Raw genomic sequence first — 15,538 nt, forward strand, 5'->3', positions numbered from 1 at the left:
GAGACATGATGACGCTGCACTATCGTCGCCCCAAGTTCTGGCTGCTCGCGCTGTACTTCCTCGCCGGGTGCGGAGTCATCTGGGCCTCGCGGACCGGCACCGAGCTGACCGTGCTCGTGTTCATCAACCTGGGCTCGACGGCGCTGCTGATCCTGGGCGGGCTCGCGATCGTGTTCTCGCTGTGGCAGCTGCGGGAGGCGTTCCGGCCCGACCCGGTGGTCATCGGCGAGGCCGGGCTCCAGCTGAAGGTGGCCGGCATCAACCGGCTCGTGCCGTGGGGGGCGATCGACGCCGTGTTCCTCGAGCCGTACGTCAACCCCGGCAGCGACACCCGCACGCACCGCCTCGTGCTGACCCCGGCGCCCGGCGTCGACCTGGGCGCGAAGACGGACTACAGCAACCAGACGGACGGCCGCCCGTCGATCGTCCTGCTGGCGCTCGACGAGACGCTGCACACCGCCAACGAGGTGGCCCAGGCCCTGGCGGCCTACGCGGGCCAGCGCTTCGTGCCGGCGCCGCTCAGCATGGAGAAGTGACCCCGGACCGCTGGGCGCGCTGCTGGACCCCGGCCGAGGTGGCCCGCCGCCTGACCGGGGTGACGGTGCCCTGGTACGTGGCGGGCGGCTGGGCCCTCGACCTGTTCCGCGGCGAGCAGTCCCGCGAGCACCACGACATCGAGATCGCCGTGCCGGCCGGGCGGTTCGCCGAGCTCCGCTTCCCCGGCCTCGTGTTCGACGCGGTCGGCGACGGCCGGATCTGGCAGGACGCGGATCAACGGACGCTCGACGCCACGCGGCAGACCTGGCTGCGTGACCCGGCCACCGGCGACTACCTGCTCGACGTCTTCCGCGAGCCGCACGACGGCGACACGTGGATCTACCGGCGGGACGAGACGATCCGCTACCCGTACGGCGACATCATCCGGCGCACCGCGGACGGCATCCCCTACCTGATCCCGGAACTGGTGCTGCTCTTCAAGGCCAAGGAGCCACGCCCGAAGGACCAGGCCGACTTCGACGCGGTGCTGCCCCTGCTGAGCCCGTCGCAGCGGCGGACGCTGGCCGCCCTGCTCGCGGCGCACCCATGGCGCGCGGCGTTACCGTAGCCGGCAGTACTCGACGTGCAGCTCCGCGGGCGCGTGACGGCGGTCGTGGTGGCGCCGCCGCCGGCACGGCCAGCCGGTGGTGCAGCAGCACCAGGTCGAGCGGGCGCCCCCACCAGGAGCACCGGTCCGGCGTGCGTGCCGCGCGGACCGGCAGGTACACGATGCTGTGCGGGGACCGGGCCGCCAGCCCCCATGCCGTCGCGAGGGTGACGGCGGTGTGCTTGTCCAGGCAGAACTGCGCGCCGAGCCGGCCCTCGTAAAGCCCGCCGAAGGCGATCACCCGGGCCGGGCGGATCACGCGGTACTGACGCGCACCGCCCACGCACGCTCCGCCAACGGGACGACCATCGCGAAGACCGTCCCGGGGCGCGCGTGCTGGGCGCCCTCACCGCGTACCACCTCGCGCTCGCCTCCGGCGTGCCGGCCGCCCAGGCCGTCCCGGTGAAGGGCGGCGAGCACCTGGACTTCGGCGACTACACCGTCGAGGTGGCCGCGTCGCTGCACAGCCGCAACGCCGCCTACTCCCCCGCGCTCCCCGGCGTGCGGCTCACCCCGCCGCCGGCGCCGCGGACGATCGGCGACCTGCCGGAGGGCGACACCCTCGCGTACCAGGTGACGATCGCCGGCGGCCCGAAGCTCTTCTTCATGGGCGGCAGCGACTTCGTCGAGCGCAACCTGACCGGCCTCGCTCCCGACGTGGCGATGGTCGCGCTGCCGTCAGCCGGCGTCGTGTACGACTACACCGGGAGACTGCTGGCGGCGCTGGACCACCCGCGGGTCGTCGTGCCCGTGCACTGGGACAACTTCGAGACCCCGCTGCGCAACCCTCCGGCGGTCGCCGCCGGCGACGCGGCCAAGCTCGACGCGTTCGTCGCCGCGATCCGCCGGGCGTCGCCGCGCGCCCGGATCCTCCTGCCGTCGTACGACACCCCGTACACCTTCTAAACCTCGAACACCGACCAGCAGATGTCGTTGCGCAGCCGCTGGTCGTCGAGGACGAGCTCGCGGATGGCGTCCGGCAGCTGGTCCCGCTGCCACCGGCACTCCAGCCGGCCCGCCGCGTCGCCCGTGGCGCCTGGTGCGGCCGCCCGCGCTGCCTTGATCGCGTAGGCGGCCGCGCCCAGCTCGTGCGCGGCGACGTGGGCGACGACCGCGGCCTGCCCGGCGGCGTACGCGGCGTGCCGTGCCGCACCGCGCAGGTCCCGGGCCGCGCCCATCGCGTGCCCGCCCGCCGCCCGCGCCTCCATCATCTTCACCTCGCCCCGCACCCACGCCCGGGCGTGCTCGATCGCCTGCCGCGGCCGCAGATCCCCGGGCCGGGCCGCCTCGAAGAGCCCGAGCACGTGCTCCGCGCACGCGGCGGCCCACAACGCGAGCAGATGGTGGTCGTCGTCGGTGAGCGTCCCGCCGCGGCGGATCGTGATGAAGCGAGGATCCCGGATCTTCGGCAGGATCATGACACGTGTCCCGAGCTCATGTGGGTCAACCGTACCGTTGAACCACCGGTTGAGACTTCGGCGTGCGGGCGCCCGTCGCTCGCCCGCTCAGTCCCGGTCCCAGGCCGGCGTGGAGAACCTGATCAGCGCGTCGATGCCCCAGCCGACCAGGAACGACAGCCAGGCGAGCGGCACGCCGATGATGCCGTCGTACCAGAGCAGCCAGCCGCCGGCGCCCGCCCCGGTCACGAACGCCTCGCGGTAGCCGGGGACCGGCAGGAGGACGTCGATCAGCACGTACGCGACGCCGACCAGGATCGACATCACGGGTGTACGCACCAGCCACGCGTAGAGCCAGGCCGGCCCGGCGGACACACCGACCATCAACACGAAGAAGCCGGGCGCGTCGCCGCGCAGGATCGTCATCCCCGCCGTCGGCAGCGCGATCCCCACGGTGGCGGCGAGCGCGACCCCGCACCTCACCCACGCCCACCGGCTCATCGCAGCACGATAGCCGTATCCTGCTGCGGGTGCGCCCCCGTCTGATCGCCGGTCCCTGACCGGTGCGGTGCCGCACCACATCCGTCCCGTTGCGGGTGGCGGCTGGCTGGTCACCGACCCCGGCGAGGACGCGACGCGCCTGCTCTGCCGGCGGCTGCACACCAGAGCCACGGTGGACGGCGACCGTGGCGTGGTCGCCAGTGACGGCACGCGCATCGGCACCGCCATCGACAGCACCGTCACGGTCGAGGACCTGCGCGGCCGGCAGGTGTGGCGGATGGCCGTCGAGGGCGTCAGCGACTGCCACCTGGACGGGCGCGGCGTCCTGTGGACCCTGGCCGGCGACCGGCTCGGCGCGCGGGAGACGGCGCCGTGCGCGCAGGCCGCCCGGAAGTAGCCGGCGCCGCGCGGTACCGTCGCGGCATGACCGATGAGATCCGCCGCCTCGCCGCCGGAGTCGACACCACGGCGCTGTGTGACGTCGGCGAGGACGTGCGGGTCATGTCGCCGGCGCTGCGCTGCAGGTCGGCGAACCCCGTCCTGTGCGGCCCGGCTGTCACGGTGCGGTGCCGGGACGACTTCTTCGGTGTGATCCAGGCGATCGAGCTGGCGTCAGCGGGTGATGTACTGGTGGTCGACGGCGGCGGCCGCGAGACCGCCCTCGCCGGTGAACTGTTCGCCCGGGTCGCGCTGGGCAAGGGCCTGGCGGGGATCGTCGTCGACGGCGGCTACCGTGACCTGAGGTTCGTGGCCGGCTGCCGGTTGCCCATCTACAGCCGGCACGTCACCCCGAAGGCCGGCACCACGACCAAGCCCGGCGTCCTTGGCGCCACCGTCAGCTGCGGCGGCGTGCCGGTCCACCCCGGCGACATCGTCATCGCCGACCACGACGGCATCGTGGTGCTCGACCCGGCCGTCGCCGTCGACCGCCTCACCGCCGCCGCGCAGGTGATGGCGACCGAGGCGAAGGTCGCGGAGCGCCTCGCCGCCGGAGCGTCCCTCGCCGACGTGCTCAACACCGCGGAGCACGCGGACCGGCTGGCCCGCGGCGAGCCGTCACGGCTGCGCTTCACCCTCTGACGGCAGGCGCAGCACCATGTCGACGCAGTCGTCGAACGCGCCCACCTCGACGAAGCCGTGCCGGCGGTAGAACCGGCGGGCGCGCTGGTTGGCGGCGTGCACGCCGCCGAAGAGCACCACGCGGTCGCGGCCGAACAGCCGGGCCGCGTCCCACGCCGGCGGCAGCAGCGCCGCCGCCAGCCCCCGGCCCTGCCAGGCGTCGGCGACGCACGGGCCGAACCTGACGGTCCGCGCCGGGTCCAGCGGGTGGCCGTAGCTCGCGTACCGGGTGATCTCATACCCGTCCGGTAGCGAGAAGCTCAGGTCGGCCACCCCGGCGAGGTGGCCGCCGTGCTCGGCGACGAGCCGCAGCTTGTCGTACCGGCCGATCGCCTCGATCCAGTCGCCGGCCGCGGCGGCGTCGTCGGTGTCGCCGTGCCAGAACCGGCGGCTCGTGCCGGACAGCCCGGCGACGAACGCCGTCAACGCGTCGCCTTCGTCGGGGCGAAGCGCCCGCACGACGACCTCGACGCCGTCCACCGTGACCCGCCGGGTCAGCGGCGAAGGATCCCTGGCGAGCTCCGCCGGCGTCAGCATCGGTGTCACACCTTCCACGTCACGTGTTTCGTGGGCGTATCGAACATCGCATACGCCGGCGCGACAGGCGAGCGGCTTCGACGGGTGCATGAGAACACAGGGCACCACGCCGGTCCTGCGCAGTGGTGGCGGCGGCGAGGGCCGACAGCGCCGGGTCGGGCGGCAGGCGGGGCAGGACCAGCCCGACGCGCAGCAGCGGCAGGCGCCCGTGCGTGGCGGCGACCTCGGCGCGCAGGCGGCGCTTCACCGGCAGCGGGGCCAGCGCACCGCCCGGCGCCGGCGTGGAGACCGCGATGCCGTCGTCCGCGAGGGACCGCAGCACCGCGGCGACCAGCGCCCCGCTTGCGAAGTCGTCCATGACCGGCAACGGTAGGCGCTGCCAGCCGGCGTGTATTGAACGATCACGCCGCGATCGGGTACCGGCGGAGCTGGATCCGGGTCTGGTCGACGGTGCCGGGCAGCGGCGTGCGCAGCGGGTGGACGGCCGTGTACCGGTGGGTGCGGAGCAGTTCCGCGAGCACGGTGGTCATGACGAGCAGGACGAGGTTGCGGCCGGCGCACTCGGCGGATCCGCCGCTGAACGGGAAGATCTGCGGGCTGCGGCGGGCCGCGCCGCTGAGCCAGATCTCGGGGGTGAACCTGTCGGCGTAGTGCATGCCCTCGTCGCGCTGGAAGAACGAACTGAGAATGATCAGCGACGTGTGCGCGGGAAGGGTGGCGCCGCCCCAGTCGGTCTCCTGCGTGCTCTCGCGCAGGATGGCGAGGGTCGTCGGCCACAGGCGCAGCGTCTCCTGCACGCACGCGCCCAGGAAGCGCAGGTCGGTGGCGGCGGTCCCGGCGCGGGACGGGTCGGAGCCGAGCAGGGCGAGGGTGCGGAAGGCGGTCATCGCGGCCGCGTCGAAGGCGAACAGCCAGTGCGGCACCTGACCGGCCGGGTCGACGTCGGTGGTCGACGGGGTGCCGGCCATCATGCCGGCCAGGCTGCCGGGTTCGGCGCGGGCGACGTACGCGTCGACGCGGCGCTGGAACCGCTGCCGCAGGCCCTCCTGGCGGGGGCGCAGGTAGGCCCAGTTGGCGGCGTCGCGCAGCCGGTCGAGCTCGCGGGTCAGCCGCTCGTCGTCGCGGGCGGCCTCGCCGAGCGTGACGCGGCGGGCGACGCGGGCGAACATGGCGGAGAACCGCCGCCAGTCCAGGGCGTCGCCGGGCGGGTCGCTGCGCCGGACCTCGTCGCGGATCGCGGCGACGATCGCGTCGGCCTGGCGGTGCAGGGGCTCCGGGGTGTCGAGGACGCGTTCGTTGTACGTGCGGCGGTGGGTGCGCTCCTCGCCGGTGCTGATGAGCACGCCGTGCGGCTGGAAGTGGCGCAGCGCCGCGCGCTTCTCCGTGGTGGCGGGCGTGAACGGGTCGGGGGTCTCCCGCAGGATCCGCTGGACGTCGTCGGGCGACAGCACCACCGCGACCGACCGGCCCGGCACCTTCAGCATCAGGGGCCTGACACCGTACTGCCGCCGCAACCGCTGCAGGAGACGCCCTGCCCGCCAGTCGGTGTCGAGCCGCCGCGCGAGGCGCACCATCCGCGGCCGTCGGCGGATGGCGCCCTGGACGAACGCCGGGGCGACGACCACCAGGACGACCTTCGCCGTGTCGAGGACCGACGCCGTCGCGAGCGATGCCGGCGCGGACGGGGCGGTCCGAGCGGTCGCAGCCGTCGATGCTGTCATGCCGCCCGGCTACCCGGCCGCCGGGCGCGGAAACGCCGCGGCGGCCGCGTGCAGGGGAGCAAAACCGGAAACTCGCAGCTCAGCGGCGGGACGGCGCCCCTATGATCGACTCGGCCTTCAGCAGCGTGTCGAGCTGCACATGGCCGGATCCGTGGTCCCAGTCAACTCCGGCACCGCCTGGCGTGCCGGAGCCTCGTCGTGCGCAGCGCGCGTGCCGGTGTCCCAGGAGCGGAGCGGACAGATGACCTTCTTCACGACGAACCGATCGTCGGAGCCCAACCAGAACGTGCAGCGGACGTTCGTCGACGTGCTGTACGACCACACCGGCTACCTCGAGGCCAACGGCGGGCGGCTCGGCCCGGCCGGCGCGCTCAACGGCAGGTCCGTCGCCGTGATCGGGGCGGGCATGGCGGGTCTGATGGCGGCCTACCTGCTGGACCAGCAGGGCGCGAAGGTCACGATCTACGAGGCGTCCGAGCACGCCGGCGGCCGGGTGCGCTCGGTCCGTCCGGTGCCCGGCGACCCGGCGATCTTCGAGATGGGCGCGATGCGGGTGCCGCCGTCGGAGCAGCTGTTCAACTACTACGCCGCCCAGTTCGGCATCAAGCCGGGCGGGCAGTTCCCCGACCCGGGGAAGGTCAACACCAACATCATCTTCCAGGGCGGCACGTACGAGTGGGCGGCCGGGCTGCGGGCGCCGGCCATCTTCGACAACGTGAGCGCCGGGTGGGACGCGCTCGCCGGGTACTGGACGAAGCACATCGGCGACAACCTCGCCGACCCGTCGCGGTTCGTGTACGCGCAGTCGAACTGGCAGTCGCTCATCTACCCGTACGGCCCGTCCAGCCCGGAGCAGGGGTACAGCCAGATCTCGTTCTACCAGGGCCTCGTGCAGGCGTTCGTGGAGAACGCCGCCCGCTGGAACACCAGCCCGTGGACGTCGCAGGACTTCGCGCTGTTCGGCGCGCTGGGGCTGGGCTCCGGCGGGTTCGGTCCGCTGTACCCGGTGAACTTCGCCGAGATCGCCCGGCTCGTGGTGAACGGCCTGGAGACCGACCAGCAGTTCTACCCGTCGGGCCTGGGCGGGATCGCCGACGGCTTCGTGCAGCGGCTGCGGTCCTCGCAGATCCAGTTCCGCACCAGGGTGACCGGGGTCGCGCAGACCGGCGACCGGCCGACGGTCACGTTCCTGCCGCCGAACGCGACCAGGCCCGCGACGGCGAGCTTCGACGCGGTCGTGGTGGCGACCACGACCCGGTCGATGGAGGTCGACATGGGCATCAGCAGCTCCCCCGACTGGGTGCTGCCCGATGCGACCGGCACCGCCCTGCGCGAGATCCACCTGATGAACTCCTCGAAGCTGTTCGTGCTCACGAAGCGGAAGTTCTGGCAGGGCACCGACCTGCCGCAGAACATCCAGACCGATGGCCTGTGCCGCGGCCTGTACTGCCTGGACTACCCCGACAGCGACTACGGGGTCGTGCTGATCAGCTACACGTGGGGCGACGACTCGACGAAGTACATCGCGCTGCGCGACCCGCGGCAGCGCCTGGAGACCCTGCTGGACTCGCTCGCCCCGGGCGCCCCGAAGTTCGTGCGGACGCTGCGGGAGCAGATCGTCGAGGACCGCACGGCGATGGTCGACTGGCAGATGGAGCCGCAGTTCTACGGTGCGTTCAAGCTCAACTATCCGGGCCAGGACACGGAGAACGCGGACCTCTACTACCAGTTCCTGGACGAGTCGCCGGCCGGCATCTACCTCGCCGGGGACAGCGTCGGCTGGTGCGGCGGCTGGATCGAGGGCGCGCTGCAGACCGGCGTGAACGCCGCGGCGGCGGTGGCGAACCGGATCGCCGGACCGGGTGGGCTCTTCCCGGGCAGCCCGATGACCCAGACCAGCAACCGCTACACGTACGGCAACTGAGCACTGGGGATGGCCGTCCCCTTAGGCTTGATCCATGCGGGACCCCGAGACCGGCGCGCTGGCGCTGCTGCACGACCTCGTCCGTATCGACAGCGTGAACCCGGGCCTGGTCCCGTCCGCCCGGGGCGAGGCGGCGATCGTCGAGCACCTCCGCTCGCGGCTGCGGGGCGCGGGCTTCGCCACCACGGTGGTGCCTGCGCCCGGCCACGACGACCGTCCCAGCCTGGTGGCGGTGCCGCCGGGTCCGGCCTCGGGGCCGACGGTCGTGCTGAACGGGCACCTCGACACCGTGGGTGTGGACGGGATGCCGGCGCCGTTCACGCCCCGGCTCGACGGTGACCGGCTCTTCGGCCGGGGCGCCGCGGACATGAAGGGTGGCGTGGCGGCGATCGTCGCCGCCGCGGAGCACCTGGTCGCGGCCGGGGCGCCGGTCCGACCGGTGCTCGCGCTGGTGGCCGACGAGGAGGACGCGAGCCTGGGCAGCGAGGCCGTGATCGACGCGCTCCCCCGGCTCGGGGTCCGGCCGGACGCCTGCCTGATCGCGGAGCCGACCGACCTCGCCCTGACCAGGTCGCTGCGCGGGTTCGCCGTCGTGCGGGTGCGCTTCACCGGCCGCGCCGCGCACAGCTCGCAGGCGGACCTCGGCGTCAACGCCGTCACCCACCTGGGCCGGCTGCTGCACGCGGTCGACCAGCGGGCCGCGGCGGTGCGGGCCGGCGGCGGCGACCTGATGGTGACGGTGGCGCGCGGCGGGTCGTCGCCGTTCGTGGTGCCCGACCACGCCGAGTGCCTGGTCGAGCTGCGCACGACGGCGGGCTCGTCGAGCGCCGCGGCGCTCGACGAGGTGCGGTCCCTGCTCGACCCCGGGTGGCACGCCACCGCCGAGCTGCTCGCTCACCGCGACGGCTGGCGGCTCGACGACACCGGGCCGGCCGCCGGGCTGTCCCGCCTGCTGGGCGGCGCGCTCGGCACCGGACCGACGTTCGACGCGCCGTACTGGATGGAGGCACCGCTGTGGCAGCGGCTGTGCCCCACCCTGGTGTGCGGCCCGTCCGGCGGCGGGTTGCACGCGATCGACGAGTGGGTCGACGTGCGCCAGGTCCGAGCGCTCACGTCCGCACTGGTCACGGTCCTGGCCGGCTGGACCCCCTCTTCCGGCTGGACCTCCGCTTCCGACGCCGCCTCGCCCTCCGCTTCCGACTCGGCCCGCTCTTCCGACGCCGCCTCGGCCCCCGACGCCGGCTCGACGTCCGACGCCGGCTGGGCGCACGATGCCGACTGATCCGCGTGGGTTGCGCGGCGACGCGCCGCTGCTGGACGCCTGGCTGCGCTTCGGCGAGCGCCCACCGACGCCGTTCACCATCCCGGGCCACAAGCAACGCCACGACCTCGTCGGCGACGTGGTCGCCGGCGACGTCCCGCTGTACGCCGGCCTCGACACCATGAAGCTCAGCCGCGGCGTCCTCGCCGACGCCGAGGCCCGCGCGGCCCGGCTGTGGGGCGCGGACTTCTGCCGCTTCTCCACCGGCGGCGCGACCCACGCCAACCAGGCCGTCGCCCTGGCGGTCGCGGGCGACGGCGACCGGGTCGTCGTGAGCCGCACGCTGCACCGCTCGCTCCTGCTCGGGCTGGTGCTGGCCGGCCTGACACCCGTCTGGGTGCGCCCCGAGGTCGACCCCGCCACCGGCCTCCCGCTGGGCGTCGCGCCCGCCACCCTGCGCCGCGTCTTGACCGCGAACCCCGACGTGCGGGCGGTGTTCGTGGGCGACCCGTCCTACGTCGGCACCGTCGGCGACATCGCCGGCCTGGCCGACGCGGCACACGAGGCCGGCGTCCCGCTGGTGGTGGACGCGGCGTGGGCCGCCCACTTCGGCTTCCACCCCGGCCTGCCCCGGCACCCGCTGCAGCTCGGCGCCGACGTCATGGTGACCAGCGCCCACAAGACGCTCCCGGCCTGGAGCCAGGCGGCGCTCGTGCTGGCCCGCACCGGCCGCGTCGACGCGGCGCGCCTGGACGCCGGCATCGAGGCGACCGCGACCACCAGCCCGGCCGGCGCCGTCCTCGCCAGCACCGACGCCGCCCGCGCGCTGCTCCAGCGCGACGGTCACGCGCTGCTCGGCGACGCCATCGCGGCCACCCGCGCGGCCCGTGACCGGCTCCGCGGCATCGACGGCCTCACCGTCCTCGACGGCCTCGCGGCCGACCCGCTGAAGCTGACGCTGCTGCTGTTCGGCACCGGCGCCGACGGCAACCTCGTCGAGCGGGACCTCCTGGCCGCCGGGCTGCCCGTCGAGTCCGCCGACCGCGACGTCCTCGTCGCCGTCGTCTCGCTCGCCGACACCCCCGCGTCCCTCACCCACCTGACCACGGCCCTGGCCGACTCGGTGCGGCGGCACCGGGGCGCACCGCGCCCGGTCGTCGGACCCGCGGTCTACGGGGTCGAACCGGTCGCGGCGATGCCACCACGACAGGCGTTCTTCGCCGCCACCGAGACCGTGCCGGCCGAGCGGGCCGTCGGACGGGTCTGCGCCGAGCTCGTCGCCCCCTACCCACCCGGCATCCCCGTCCTCGCGCCCGGCGAGCAGATCACCGCCGCGGCCCTCACGGCGCTCGAACAGGCCCGGCACGCCGGCGTCAGGATCGCGTACGCGGCCGACCCGTCCCTGCGCACGCTGCGGGTGGTCACGAGACTTCTGTAATGCGGGCGGGGTCGCGCGCATCTCTTCAGGGAGGCACCACACCGCACCCCACCGATGGGACCCCGCATGCCGGAGGTTCACACCCGCACCCGGCGCGCGACCGCAGCCCTCGTGCGCGCCGCCCGCGCCGGCGACCGCACACGTGGGCGTGGGGCAACGCCGGCAACGGTTTCACGCGCGGCGGCGGCGATCCGGTGCCGGCCGCGGCGCACGTGCTGCACGACAACGCGGCGTGGGACAACGCCGGCGACGGGTTCTCCGACGACGGCAACCGTGGCGCGATCCGGCTCACCGCCAACACGGCCTGGCGCAACGGCGACGCCGGGTTCACCTGTACCGACGCCGCCGCCGCACTGCAGGGCAACCTCGCTGACGCGAACCGCCGGGCGCAGGCGGTGCCCCGCGCGGACGGCAGGCCCTGGCCGGCGGGCGCGGTGGCGACCAGGGCGACCTTCCGGTCCACCGGTCCCACCGCCGCGGAAGGCGCCCGCCGCCCCGACGGGCGCCTCCCCCCAAACGGACTTCCTCAGGACCACGGTCACATGACGATGCTCGCCTGCGGGCCGCCGTAGGTCCTGACCAGGTTCGGCACGTCGGCGGCCGGGTCGAGGGTGTAGGAGTAGAAGCTGCCCGGGTTGAACGCCGAGCCCTTCGTCTCCTGCCGGCCGGTGCTGTTGACCACGATGCTGCCCGACTGCCTCAGCTGCGCGTTCGCGTCCGGGTAGTACGGGTTGCTGACGTGGTCGAAGTAGCTGTTCTCCAGGACCATCTTCGTCGCGCCGCGCGCGTAGTTGCCGTAGCTGGACACGTTCTGCAGATAGTTGTTGTACAGGTGGGCGTAGGCGAGGTTGTCCGCGCTGGGGTTGCGCTGGGTCGTGTCGTGCAGCCAGTTGTGGTGGATCGTCATGCGGGCCACGACGTTGTCGGTCCAGCCGATGCCGAACGTCTTGTTGTGGTTGCCGAGGATGTTCCACGACACGGTGACGTTGGTGGTGTCCTTACGGGAGTCGATGTAGCCGTCGTTGATGTTCGTGAACGTGTTGTGGTCGATCCACACGTGGTCGGCGGTGTCCATCTGGATGCCGTCGTAGTCGAAGTCCTTGTCGTCGGGGTCGTCGGAGGCGACGGCGGTGTCCCCGATCGTCAGGTTCCGGATGATGACGTTGCGGACGCCCGCGCCGAGGAAGAACCCGCCGTTCTTGATGCGGCCGGTCTTCCCGACGCCGACGAGGGTCTTGTTCGACGCGACCGGGATCTCGTAACCATAGTTGGGCACGGTGATCGTGCCGCTGATCCGGATGATGTACGCGGGGGCGGCGGTCGCGTACTTGAGCAGGTCCGCGTACGTGGTCACGGTGACGGCCGTGCCGCCGGCGCCGCCGGTCGTGCCCTGGGCGAAGCCGTCAGCGGTGTTGGACCAGGTGCGGCCGCCCTGCGTCGGCGTGCTGCCGGTCGTGGCGTTGAACGACCACTGCATCCTGGCGATGTCGGCGCACGGCTCCTGCACGATCGGGTTGTTCCCGGCCGTGGACCCGTCCTTGTTGCTGACGCACAACCCGTTCGCCGCGCTCTTGACCAGGTACTTGCCGGACGCCGCGCCGCTGGCGGTCAGCTGCCACGTCTGGTTCGCCGACGCCCCGCACGTCCACTGCCACAGCTGCGTGCCGGCCGTGGTGGTGTTGCTGGGCACGTCGACGCACTTGCCGCTGCCGGCGTTGACGAGGCCGTACGCCCCGTTCTGCGCGACGACGGTGAACCGCTGGGCGGTGACGGTGGCGGCGCAGGCGACCTGGGTGAGCAGGCCACCGTTGGCGGTGCCGGCGGCGACGACGCACTTGCCGCTGGACGCTGACGCGAGCGTGTAGACGCCACCGTTGACGGGGGCGACGGCCGCCTCCGACGGCCACACGGTCACGGCGACGACGCCCGCGGACGCGGCCAGAACCGAAGCGATGAGGACGGCTGTTCTGCGGTGCTGCACTTGCGTTGCTCCTTCCCTGCAACTGTTTGTCGCTGAGAGAGATGCATCCGCCCGCCCGCCGATTACGCTTTTCCCGGCAGGCGTCCCGTTCCCCTTGCCCGCCGGTGAAACTTCCACGGCCGCCGCCCGGCTGCCGGGGTCGTCCGTCAGCGGGACCTGCTTGACCTCAGGCATGCTTGAGCCTCTACGGCCCGCGCGGCACTCAAGGAGCACGCCCCAACCATCCGCGCCCGCATCCACGAAGGCATCCCCGACGCCGACTACGTCACCGCCGTGAAGGTCCTGCAGCAGCTGATCCGCAACACGACCCCTCCACCCCCGCGGCCCTGACCCCGCGACGCCAGTCATCCACCGTTTCAGCGCCTGATCAATAGTTCTGTCCGTAATCTTCGGGTAGCCAGGGTGAGGTCCAGGGCGCTGCGGTGGTGAGGTTCCAAAAGCAGAGTCCTCGCCGACAACGACGACGCCGGCTTCATCGCGGCTCATGATGCCTGCAAACAGCAGGACCCGCTCCCGATGTCCTGCATGAACACCGGGGGGACCGCCGGAAGCGCTGATTCCGGAAGTCGCCGCAGTACGCGGCCCCAGCGGCCAGTCGAATACGCCGATCGCATCACGGCGACGACGAACAACGGTTCACCCGCGCAAACATCCTCGATCTCGGCAGGATCAGGCTCACCATGAGCGGCATAGAAGGCGATGTACGGGACCCGTGCTGTCATGACGGCCAAGGCGCGGTGCTCGCCAGCAGACACCAAGAGGACCGATCCTGACGAGAACCTCACCGCCACGGAATGCCCCTCCCTTCTGTCTGTCCATTCGCCGGAAGTCAGCCTGGAGCGAAGTACCGTAGGGGTGTGGCCGACGACGACACCCGGGCTGGCCTGGAGCAGGCGCGTTCGGCTGTTGCCGCCGAGGTGAGCAGGCTCGAGGCGGACCTGCGCGCCGTGTTCGAGGCGAGTCAGGACTCCAACGCCGACGACGAGCACGATCCTGAGGGGAGCACGATCGCCTACGAGCGTGCGCAGCTCGCCGCCGTCCTTGACGCGACCCGGCGCCGGCTGGGCGACCTGGACGAGGCGCTGGCGCGGCTGGACTCCGGCGACTACGGCATCTGCGAGCGCTGCGGCCGACCGATCCCCGCCGGTCGCCTCGCGATCCGCCCGTCCGCCCGCACCTGCGTCGCCTGCGCATGACCACCGGACGCCGCGGCAAGGCACCCACGGCGGACCGTCCGGTCGCTGATCGGCTGTGGTCGTCGCCAGGACGCTGAGTGCGCGGTCGGATACTGTACCGACCGCGTGCGCGCGGTGGGGCGGTCCCTACCGTTGCCACATGACCGATGCCGTTCGGTGACGACGCGCACGAGGTCATGTCCGGCGAGCTGGCGCACGACCACAGCCACACCGACGCGCACGACGGTGCGCTGCACCGTTACTCCGAGCCTCCTGAGCCGGACAACCTGTTGTACGACTCCGACGGCGACGGCGAGATGGACCGGGTGGTCATCGAGCGCGGCGGCCACGAGACCGTCTACGAGGACCTGGATCATGACAGCGACGTCGACCGCACGTACACCCGCGACGCACCCTCCGGCATCAACCGTCCCCGCCGGTCCTGACCTGCGCAGCGACGCGCCGCGGGCCGGTGTGGCGAAGGCGTGAAGATGCTGTGCAGGCGGGCGCCGGCGGGGCGGCGGGGCGGTTTGATACGGGTATGTTCGAGTCAGTGCGGGGCGCGGTGTACGGGCTGTACGCGCGCCGGTTGAGCCGGCGGCTGGCCGGTGGGAGGCTGCCGCGGCACGTCGCCATGGTCATGGACGGCAACCGGCGGTGGGCGCGGCAGATGGGGTTCGACGACCCCCGGGTCGGGCACCGGTATGGTGCCGAGCACCTCGACGAGGTGCTCGGATGGTGCGCGGAGCTCGGCATCCAGCACGTGACCGTGTTCGTGGCGTCGGTCGACAACGTCCGCAAGCGTGACGCCGGCGAGGTCGGGAACCTGATGCGGATGATCGAGGAGGTCGTCGCGGAGCGGTTGCGGCGGCCGGCGAGCCCGTGGCGGGTGCACCTGGCGGGCCGGCTGGACGTGTTGCCGGACTCGACCCGGCACGCGTTGAAGCTGGCCGAGGAGTCCACCAGGGACAGTGGGGCGCCGTTCGGGCTCACGATCGCCATCGGGTACGACGGGCGGGATGAGATCGTCGCGGCCGTCAGGGCGCTGTTGGAGCAGGAGGCGCTCGCTGGTCGTACCGTCGACGACATCGCACAAACGCTGAGCGTGGAGCAGATCGCCCAGCACCTCTACACCGGCGGGCTGCCCGATCCCGACCTCGTCATCCGCACCAGCGGCGAACATCGGATGTCGGGCTTCCTGCTGTGGCAGGCGGCGTACTCGGAGCTGTACTTCTGCGACGTGTACTGGCCGGGCTTCCGCAAGGTCGACTTCCTGCGGGCGCTGCGGTCCTACGCCGCCCGGCACCGCCGGTTCGGCGGTTGACCGGGCGCCGGCCCAG

At 72.8% G+C, this 15,538-nt stretch carries 18 protein-coding genes; 12 read left to right on the forward strand and 6 right to left on the reverse strand.

All coding sequences use genetic code 11. The features are described 5' to 3' along the window. Positions 1-8: 8 nt before the first annotated feature. The 3 genes from ACFY3L_RS05235 to ACFY3L_RS05245 all read left to right on the forward strand — a co-directional run bounded on the left by ACFY3L_RS05235 (position 9) and on the right by ACFY3L_RS05245 (position 2,050). A complete protein-coding gene (locus tag ACFY3L_RS05235; protein WP_389318891.1) occupies positions 9-536 on the forward strand; it encodes a hypothetical protein in 528 nt (175 codons plus the stop codon). Next, entirely contained in the window at positions 533-1,105 is a 573-nt protein-coding gene (locus ACFY3L_RS05240; protein ID WP_389318893.1) for a nucleotidyltransferase domain-containing protein, read from the forward strand. The genes ACFY3L_RS05235 and ACFY3L_RS05240 overlap by 4 nt, the downstream gene beginning before the upstream one ends. 372 nt (positions 1,106-1,477) lie before the next feature. Beyond that, the gene (locus tag ACFY3L_RS05245) at positions 1,478-2,050 is read left to right on the forward strand and encodes a hypothetical protein (protein WP_389318895.1); all 573 of its coding nucleotides are present in this window, start codon (positions 1,478-1,480) and stop codon (positions 2,048-2,050) included. On the opposite strand, the gene ACFY3L_RS05250 is transcribed toward ACFY3L_RS05245, so the two are convergent. Next, positions 2,047-2,562, reverse strand: a complete 516-nt coding sequence (locus tag ACFY3L_RS05250; RefSeq protein WP_389318897.1) for a putative immunity protein — start codon at positions 2,560-2,562, stop codon at positions 2,047-2,049. The genes ACFY3L_RS05245 and ACFY3L_RS05250 overlap by 4 nt on opposite strands. An 87-nt stretch (positions 2,563-2,649) precedes the next feature. Beyond that, positions 2,650-3,042: a hypothetical protein gene (locus tag ACFY3L_RS05255; protein ID WP_389318898.1), complete on the reverse strand. Its 393-nt coding sequence runs from the start codon at positions 3,040-3,042 to the stop codon at positions 2,650-2,652. 67 nt (positions 3,043-3,109) lie between these two features. On the opposite strand from ACFY3L_RS05255, the gene ACFY3L_RS05260 reads away from it, so the two are divergent. Then, on the forward strand, positions 3,110-3,439 hold the full coding sequence (locus tag ACFY3L_RS05260; RefSeq protein ID WP_389318900.1) for a hypothetical protein: 330 nt from the start codon (positions 3,110-3,112) through the stop codon (positions 3,437-3,439). 26 nt (positions 3,440-3,465) lie between these two features. Further along, complete coding sequence (locus tag ACFY3L_RS05265; protein ID WP_389318902.1) at positions 3,466-4,122, forward strand: RraA family protein; 657 nt, start codon at positions 3,466-3,468, stop codon at positions 4,120-4,122. Here the strand turns inward: ACFY3L_RS05265 and ACFY3L_RS05270 are convergent. The 3 genes from ACFY3L_RS05270 to ACFY3L_RS05280 are packed head-to-tail and all read right to left on the reverse strand — an operon-like array spanning position 4,099 to position 6,419. After that, a complete protein-coding gene (locus ACFY3L_RS05270; protein ID WP_389318904.1) occupies positions 4,099-4,698 on the reverse strand; it encodes a GNAT family N-acetyltransferase in 600 nt (199 codons plus the stop codon). The genes ACFY3L_RS05265 and ACFY3L_RS05270 overlap by 24 nt on opposite strands. 19 nt (positions 4,699-4,717) lie before the next feature. Further along, positions 4,718-5,056: a hypothetical protein gene (locus ACFY3L_RS05275; RefSeq protein ID WP_389318906.1), complete on the reverse strand. Its 339-nt coding sequence runs from the start codon at positions 5,054-5,056 to the stop codon at positions 4,718-4,720. 43 nt (positions 5,057-5,099) lie between these two features. After that, positions 5,100-6,419, reverse strand: a complete 1,320-nt coding sequence (locus ACFY3L_RS05280; protein ID WP_389318908.1) for a cytochrome P450 — start codon at positions 6,417-6,419, stop codon at positions 5,100-5,102. Between the two features lie 241 nt (positions 6,420-6,660). On the opposite strand from ACFY3L_RS05280, the gene ACFY3L_RS05285 reads away from it, so the two are divergent. The 4 genes from ACFY3L_RS05285 to ACFY3L_RS05300 all read left to right on the forward strand — a co-directional run bounded on the left by ACFY3L_RS05285 (position 6,661) and on the right by ACFY3L_RS05300 (position 11,614). After that, positions 6,661-8,343, forward strand: a complete 1,683-nt coding sequence (locus ACFY3L_RS05285; RefSeq protein ID WP_389318910.1) for a flavin monoamine oxidase family protein — start codon at positions 6,661-6,663, stop codon at positions 8,341-8,343. A 34-nt stretch (positions 8,344-8,377) separates the two neighbouring features. Then, positions 8,378-9,625, forward strand: coding sequence for a M20 family metallopeptidase (locus ACFY3L_RS05290; RefSeq protein WP_389318912.1), 1,248 nt, complete (start codon positions 8,378-8,380; stop codon positions 9,623-9,625). Continuing rightward, on the forward strand, positions 9,615-11,042 hold the full coding sequence (locus ACFY3L_RS05295; RefSeq protein WP_389318913.1) for an aminotransferase class I/II-fold pyridoxal phosphate-dependent enzyme: 1,428 nt from the start codon (positions 9,615-9,617) through the stop codon (positions 11,040-11,042). Before ACFY3L_RS05290 ends, ACFY3L_RS05295 begins: the two co-directional genes overlap by 11 nt. Before the next feature lie 194 nt (positions 11,043-11,236). Further along, complete coding sequence (locus tag ACFY3L_RS05300; protein ID WP_389318914.1) at positions 11,237-11,614, forward strand: hypothetical protein; 378 nt, start codon at positions 11,237-11,239, stop codon at positions 11,612-11,614. On the opposite strand, the gene ACFY3L_RS05305 is transcribed toward ACFY3L_RS05300, so the two are convergent. Further along, entirely contained in the window at positions 11,581-13,023 is a 1,443-nt protein-coding gene (locus ACFY3L_RS05305) for an RICIN domain-containing protein (protein ID WP_389318915.1), read from the reverse strand. The genes ACFY3L_RS05300 and ACFY3L_RS05305 overlap by 34 nt on opposite strands. Before the next feature lie 857 nt (positions 13,024-13,880). Between ACFY3L_RS05305 and ACFY3L_RS05310 the strand changes: the two genes are divergently transcribed. The 3 genes from ACFY3L_RS05310 to uppS all read left to right on the forward strand — a co-directional run bounded on the left by ACFY3L_RS05310 (position 13,881) and on the right by uppS (position 15,522). Continuing rightward, a complete protein-coding gene (locus ACFY3L_RS05310; protein ID WP_389318917.1) occupies positions 13,881-14,219 on the forward strand; it encodes a TraR/DksA family transcriptional regulator in 339 nt (112 codons plus the stop codon). A 146-nt stretch (positions 14,220-14,365) separates the two neighbouring features. Beyond that, positions 14,366-14,644, forward strand: a complete 279-nt coding sequence (locus ACFY3L_RS05315) for a hypothetical protein (RefSeq protein WP_389318919.1) — start codon at positions 14,366-14,368, stop codon at positions 14,642-14,644. Between the two features lie 95 nt (positions 14,645-14,739). Further along, on the forward strand, positions 14,740-15,522 hold the full coding sequence (gene uppS, locus ACFY3L_RS05320; RefSeq protein ID WP_389318921.1) for a polyprenyl diphosphate synthase: 783 nt from the start codon (positions 14,740-14,742) through the stop codon (positions 15,520-15,522). The last annotated feature ends 16 nt before the right edge of the window (positions 15,523-15,538 follow it).

The organism is Dactylosporangium sp. NPDC000521, from assembly GCF_042898305.1.
Lineage (GTDB): Bacteria > Actinomycetota > Actinomycetes > Mycobacteriales > Micromonosporaceae > Dactylosporangium.